At 63.0% G+C, this 5,126-nt stretch carries 6 protein-coding genes; 3 read left to right on the top strand and 3 right to left on the bottom strand.

What is annotated here, in order from left to right; translation table 11 throughout:
• From ACRXB1_RS29945 to msbA, 3 genes are all read left to right on the top strand, one after another.
• A partial coding sequence (locus ACRXB1_RS29945) for a glycosyltransferase family 9 protein (protein WP_449494096.1) occupies positions 1-485 on the top strand: 485 nt, incomplete at its 5' end.
• Positions 482-1,768, top strand: coding sequence for an O-antigen ligase family protein (locus tag ACRXB1_RS29940; protein WP_449494095.1), 1,287 nt, complete (start codon positions 482-484; stop codon positions 1,766-1,768). The genes ACRXB1_RS29945 and ACRXB1_RS29940, both read left to right, overlap by 4 nt.
• Before the next feature lie 286 nt (positions 1,769-2,054).
• A complete protein-coding gene (msbA, locus tag ACRXB1_RS29935; protein ID WP_449494097.1) occupies positions 2,055-3,773 on the top strand; it encodes a lipid A export permease/ATP-binding protein MsbA in 1,719 nt (572 codons plus the stop codon).
• A 72-nt stretch (positions 3,774-3,845) separates the two neighbouring features.
• Here msbA and ACRXB1_RS29930 read toward each other — a convergent pair whose 3' ends face one another.
• The 3 genes from ACRXB1_RS29930 to ACRXB1_RS29920 all read right to left on the bottom strand — a co-directional run.
• Positions 3,846-4,484: a VC0807 family protein gene (locus ACRXB1_RS29930; protein WP_174364536.1), complete on the bottom strand. Its 639-nt coding sequence runs from the start codon at positions 4,482-4,484 to the stop codon at positions 3,846-3,848.
• A 31-nt stretch (positions 4,485-4,515) separates the two neighbouring features.
• On the bottom strand, positions 4,516-4,815 hold the full coding sequence (locus ACRXB1_RS29925) for a hypothetical protein (RefSeq protein ID WP_061998981.1): 300 nt from the start codon (positions 4,813-4,815) through the stop codon (positions 4,516-4,518).
• Between the two features lie 88 nt (positions 4,816-4,903).
• On the bottom strand, positions 4,904-5,126 hold a 223-nt coding region (locus ACRXB1_RS29920), incomplete at its 5' end, for a hypothetical protein (protein WP_449494094.1).

Below are 5,126 nucleotides of genomic sequence, written 5' to 3'. Positions count from 1 at the left end.
TGGCGGCTTATGTGGAAACGCTCGGGCTCAGGCCGGTATGGAGCGGCGGCCCCAGCGAAACCGGGTTGATCGACGCAATCGATCCCGCCGGACGGTATGCGAGCTTTGCCGGCCGTATCGATTTGCGTCAGGTGTGGCATATGTTCGCCGGTGCGCGGGCGATCGTCTGCCCTGATACCGGCGTGGCTCATCTCGGACGTCTGACCGGCGTGCCGACCATCGCGCTGTTCGGGCCGGGCAACGCACTGATCCATGGCGCGGGAAACTACTGGCGCGATGCGCCGTTCACGCCGGTTACTATCGCTGACATGCCGTGCCGTGATCAGCCCGATATTTTCAGGCGGTACGTGGCGTGGGCCCGCCGCTGTGATCGCAATACATCGACGTGCGTCGCATGGCGCGGCGACCATGCCGACTGCATGGGCTTTATATCGCTTGAGGCCGTCTGCAAAAGCTTGCGGGCGGCTCTTCCGGGAGTGCAATGACGAAGATGTGCGTGAAGGTGGAACGCGTCCTGTGGGTGGCGTGTCCAGTCATTATGTTTGTCGCGATGTTCGCCCACATGACCGCGCTCGAAAACCTGTCGCTGGGGCTAGTGGGGATCGGCACGCTTGCCGCGGCATTTTCGCCTGACCGGCCATCGCCGTTGCGCTGGCCGCTGGTACTGCCTATAGCGGCCTGGGGCGCCTGGGCGCTTATATCCGTCTCGTGGTCGCCGTTCCCGCGCGACAGCATGCATGCGTGGCTCGACGAAGTGCTGTATCCGCTCGTGTCTTTCCTGGCGTTCTGGCTCGTCGGCACACGCACTGAGCGGCCGCAGCAGATCGTGCTGATCAACTGGGTTGCGTGCCTGCTGCTCGCGGCCGGCAGTGTGTATTACTGGGGCCGCCTGCAGCCGCCCACCAATCCCGCCGATGTCCTTCTTCACTACTACAACCGGGTTGGCCACACGAGCACGCTCGCCATCTTCTCGATAACCCTTTTCACCGGCTTCCTGATGGATCGCCGCTGGCGGCTTTTCGGGCTGAGCGGCATTGTGCTGGCGCTGGTCATCGGCCTGGCGACGCTCAATCGGTTTTTCTGGCCGGCTGCGGGTGTCACGCTCGTGGTCGCGGCTTACCCGCTGTATCGGAAGCATTTGTTCCTTGCGGCGGTGAGCGTGCTGGTGATTTGCGTCGCGGCGCTGGGAACGCTCGAGCTGAGCGTGCGTTTGCGTCTCGGTCACAACATGCCGAAACCGGTGGCGCGCGAAGTCACGGTTGCCGGCGACAAGGTGTACATGCCGGAGGCACTGGCGGGTATCGGCGACGCGATGTCCTCCGATACCCGTCCCAAACTGTGGGCGTTCTACGGGCGGGAGGGCGAGGCGCGCACGTGGACGGGCGTTGGTTTTGGCAAGCCTTTGCCGGGACGCGTCTTTCAGGCAGAAATTCCGCCGAGCTTGCTGGAGCGTGAGCCGCAGGCGTTGACGCACGCGCATAACCTTTTCCTGAACACGTGGCTCGAGACGGGTATTGTCGGCGTGGTGCTGGAGATTTCGTTGCTGCTGGCGTTGATCTGGCGCTTCTGGCGTCTGCGGCACGCGGTGCCATGGGTGAGCGCTGCGGGAATAGCGCTGGCGGTGGGCATGATCGCGAAAAATTCCACCGATGACTTCATGTGGCAGACGACGGCACTTGCATTCTGGTGTTTTTCCGGCTTCCTGATGGGGCAGGGGGAAAAGCTGGCTGGAATGGTTCCGAAAGCGCGCAACGGCGAACAGCGATGATCGTGCGCCGTATGTGTTAGCCGCGTTTCTGAGCTTCTCCAAAAATAGCCGTGGCGAAGCTCCGAGGGTGTTAATGAGACAGAGCACCCCACCGCATTACAATACCGGTTTGCCGAACCGGCACAGGGCAGAGTCAGGGCAAGAGCACCAAAGCACAGGCGCCGTGCAAGCGGCCAAGTCCCGTGCGCGCCCGCCCATGCACCAACCAGGAAAACAACTTTTGAGTCAAAAGCCAACCTTGAGCAAAACGATTGGCGGCGGCAAGACCACATCGCCCGCCGCCGTCATGACCCGGCTCTGGCCATACATCAAGCCGCTCCTCGGCATCGTGACGCTCGGCCTGATTGCGATGGGTTTTGTCGCTGCCAGCGAAGCCGGTATCCCGATGCTGCTCAAACCGCTGCTCGACCACGGCTTCGGCGCGAACGGCAGCGCGAGCGCCAAGTGGATCGTGCCCGCTGCGGTTGTCGGTCTCGCGGTCGTGCGCGGCGGCATGCAGTATGCGTCCGGCTACCTGCTTTCGTACGTCACCAACAAGATCCTGCTCGAACTGCGCCTCAAGATGTTCGACCGGATGATCAACACCAGCGCCGGCTTTTTCCAGCGCGAAACGGCCAGTACGATCATCAACGCGATCGTGTTCGAGGTGAACCAGATCCTGAACGTGCTGCAAAGCGTTGTCGTGACGCTCGTGCGCGATTCGCTGACGGTAATCTTCCTGCTCGGCTATCTGTTCATCCTCAACTGGCGCCTGACGCTCGTGATCGCGGTGATCCTGCCGGCTATCGGCTGGCTGGTCAGCAAGATCAACCGGCGGTTGCGCCGCCTGAACCGCGAGCATCAGTTGCTCACGAACGAGCTGTCTTACATCGTTGAAGAAACGGTCGGCGGCTACAAGGTCGTGAAGGTGCATAACGGCCAGAAGTACGAAAACGACCGCTTCACCGACATGAGCAACCGGCTGCGCGGCTACTCCATGCGCATGACGGTGTCGGGCGGTCTCGCCCAGCCGCTGACGCAATTCCTCGCATCGATTGCGCTGGCGATCGTGATCACCATCGCCGTCGTGCAGTCGGCGAACGACCAGACCACGGTCGGCGGTTTCGTCGCGTTCGTCACGTCCATGCTGCTGGTGATCTCGCCGCTCAAGCACCTGATCGACATCAACCAGCCGCTGCAGCGCGGCATGACGGCGGCCGAGCTGATCTTCGGTCTGATCGATGAACCCGTCGAGCCCGAAGGCGGCGGCCGTCCCTTGCAGCGCGCGCGTGGCGAAGTGGAATTCCGCGACGTGTCGTTCAGCTATGGAACGAGCGGCGCGCCTACGCTCGATGCCGTGTCGTTCAAGGTCGCGCCGGGCGAGATGGTGGCGCTGGGGGGTGCATCGGGCAGCGGCAAGACAACGCTCGTCAACCTGCTGCCGCGTTTCTTCGACCCGGCCGGCGGCGCGGTCATGGTCGACGGCGTGGCGCTTCCCGAATACAGCCTCCACGACCTGCGCAGCCAAATGGCGATGGTGAGCCAGGACGTGGTGCTCTTCAACGACACGATCGCCGCCAATGTCGCGTATGGCCAGACGCCGGACCGCGAACGCGTGAGAGCGGCGCTCGCCGCGGCAAATCTGGCGGACGTGGTCGATGCCATGCCCGAAGGCATGGAGACACGCGTAGGCGGCAACGGCATGCGGCTCTCGGGGGGCCAACGCCAGCGGCTAGCGATTGCGCGCGCCATCTACAAGGATGCACCGATCCTGATCCTCGACGAAGCGACGTCCGCGCTCGACTCCGAATCCGAGCGGCACGTCCAGGAAGCGCTGGAAACCCTGATGAAAGGGCGCACGACGCTGGTCATCGCGCACCGGTTATCGACGATCGAGCGCGCGGATCGCATCCTCGTGATGGACGCGGGCAAGATCGCCGAGCAGGGCAGTCACGCCGAATTGCTGCGGCACAACGGGCTGTACGCGAACCTGCATCGGATCCAGTATCAGCAGCAAGCGGCTTGAAATAAGAAGTCGCTTCGAACTAAACGCGCGCTTTGCCCAACAGGCAGGCGCGCGTTTTTTATTTGCGCGGGTTCACGATTGAACCGGCGTTGCCGGTGCGGCCGCCTCGCGCGCTTTCATCCGCTTGCGATAAATGATCGTCCACACCGTCAGGCCGCCATAAATCCCATAGCCGATAAACGGCGACACCAGCAGGAAGCGTTCGATCGGCCAATGCCACGCAAGCCACGCGCGCAGCAGGTTCTCGCCGGTCAGCCCCAGTCCCCACGCAAACGTCATCAGGCGGATCGAGCGGCGCAATTGAGGCCGGCTCTCCCACAGTGTCTCGAAGCGCTCGGCGCCGCCATCGGATTCGCGTGCCACCGTCGCCCGTGCGAGGTAGAACGTCAGCGGCCGGCGCGCGACGAGCGATAGCAGGAACGCAAGGCCGATGGCGCCGGATGCCATCGATTCACGCATCAGCAAGAGGCGCGGACTGCCGCCAAGCGCCATCAGCACGATGGACAGCGCAATGCCGATCAACACCAGCACGCTCAGGGCATCGACCCGCCGGTTCTTCGCAAACTCGGCAAGGCTCCAGACAATCGGCGGCACCGCCGATGCATACAGCGCCCCAAGCTCACCCCAATACGGCAACGCGAGTTTGTAAGCGAGCCAGGGCAGCAGCAGATTCACCACGAGCTCGATCACTTGTGCGGGGCGAATCTTCATATTGAACGGAGGGCGGGTCAAAGGCGGATATTCACGTGAAGATCGACACGACGATTGCCAGCCAAAGCGCGCCCACGCCTGCCAGAAAGGCGTGCCGCGCATGGCGTATCAGGGAGTCGTCGTCGGGATGGGCGACGGGGGAGGTGGCGAGCCAGGGCACCAGACCCAGGCATATGAAGCCGCCGAGTGCAAGGATGGCCACGGTGACATCGGCGAAATGCCACTGGGTTGATTCGTGGATGCCCCAGTACCCGAGGAACACGATGCCGATGGAAAACACCGTCGCCGCCGCCGAACTGAGCGCGGCGACTGTACCCGCGGGATAGGCCATTCCAACCTCCGGCGAACGCGTTAAACGCGGATTGTAGCAATCATAGGTCGTTGCGACGGGAGTTTGGGAAAGCGGTGCGGCCGCCCGGTCAGCTCTCGCGCGAACCCTGGATATCGGCGCGGGGCAGGTCGTCGAGTTCGGTGCTGGCCGATGGTTTTTCGCGGGTTATCGACATGAATTTGCGCTGCATGAATCTTTGCACCGATACCACGATGAAAAACGCCAGCGGCGTGAACACGAGCCCGAGAACGGTCGCGGTGATCGCGCCGCCGAACACGCCGGTGCCAATCGAACGCCGGCTTTCCGCCCCA

It is taken from the genome of Caballeronia sp. M23-90, assembly GCF_053574605.1.
Note: the sequence above shows the minus strand (reverse complement) of the source record. Positions and strands in the feature narration are given on the sequence as shown.

What these genes read in the sequence shown, in the direction of transcription:
- ACRXB1_RS29940 (WP_449494095.1), top strand. Translation starts at nt 482, where the DNA reads ATGACGAAGATGTGCGTGAAGGTGGAACGCGTCCTGTGGGTGGCGTGT.
- msbA (WP_449494097.1), top strand. Translation starts at nt 2,055, where the DNA reads ATGACCCGGCTCTGGCCATACATCAAGCCGCTCCTCGGCATCGTGACG.
- ACRXB1_RS29930 (WP_174364536.1), bottom strand. Translation starts at nt 4,484, where the DNA reads ATGAAGATTCGCCCCGCACAAGTGATCGAGCTCGTGGTGAATCTGCTG.
- ACRXB1_RS29925 (WP_061998981.1), bottom strand. Translation starts at nt 4,815, where the DNA reads ATGGCCTATCCCGCGGGTACAGTCGCCGCGCTCAGTTCGGCGGCGGCG.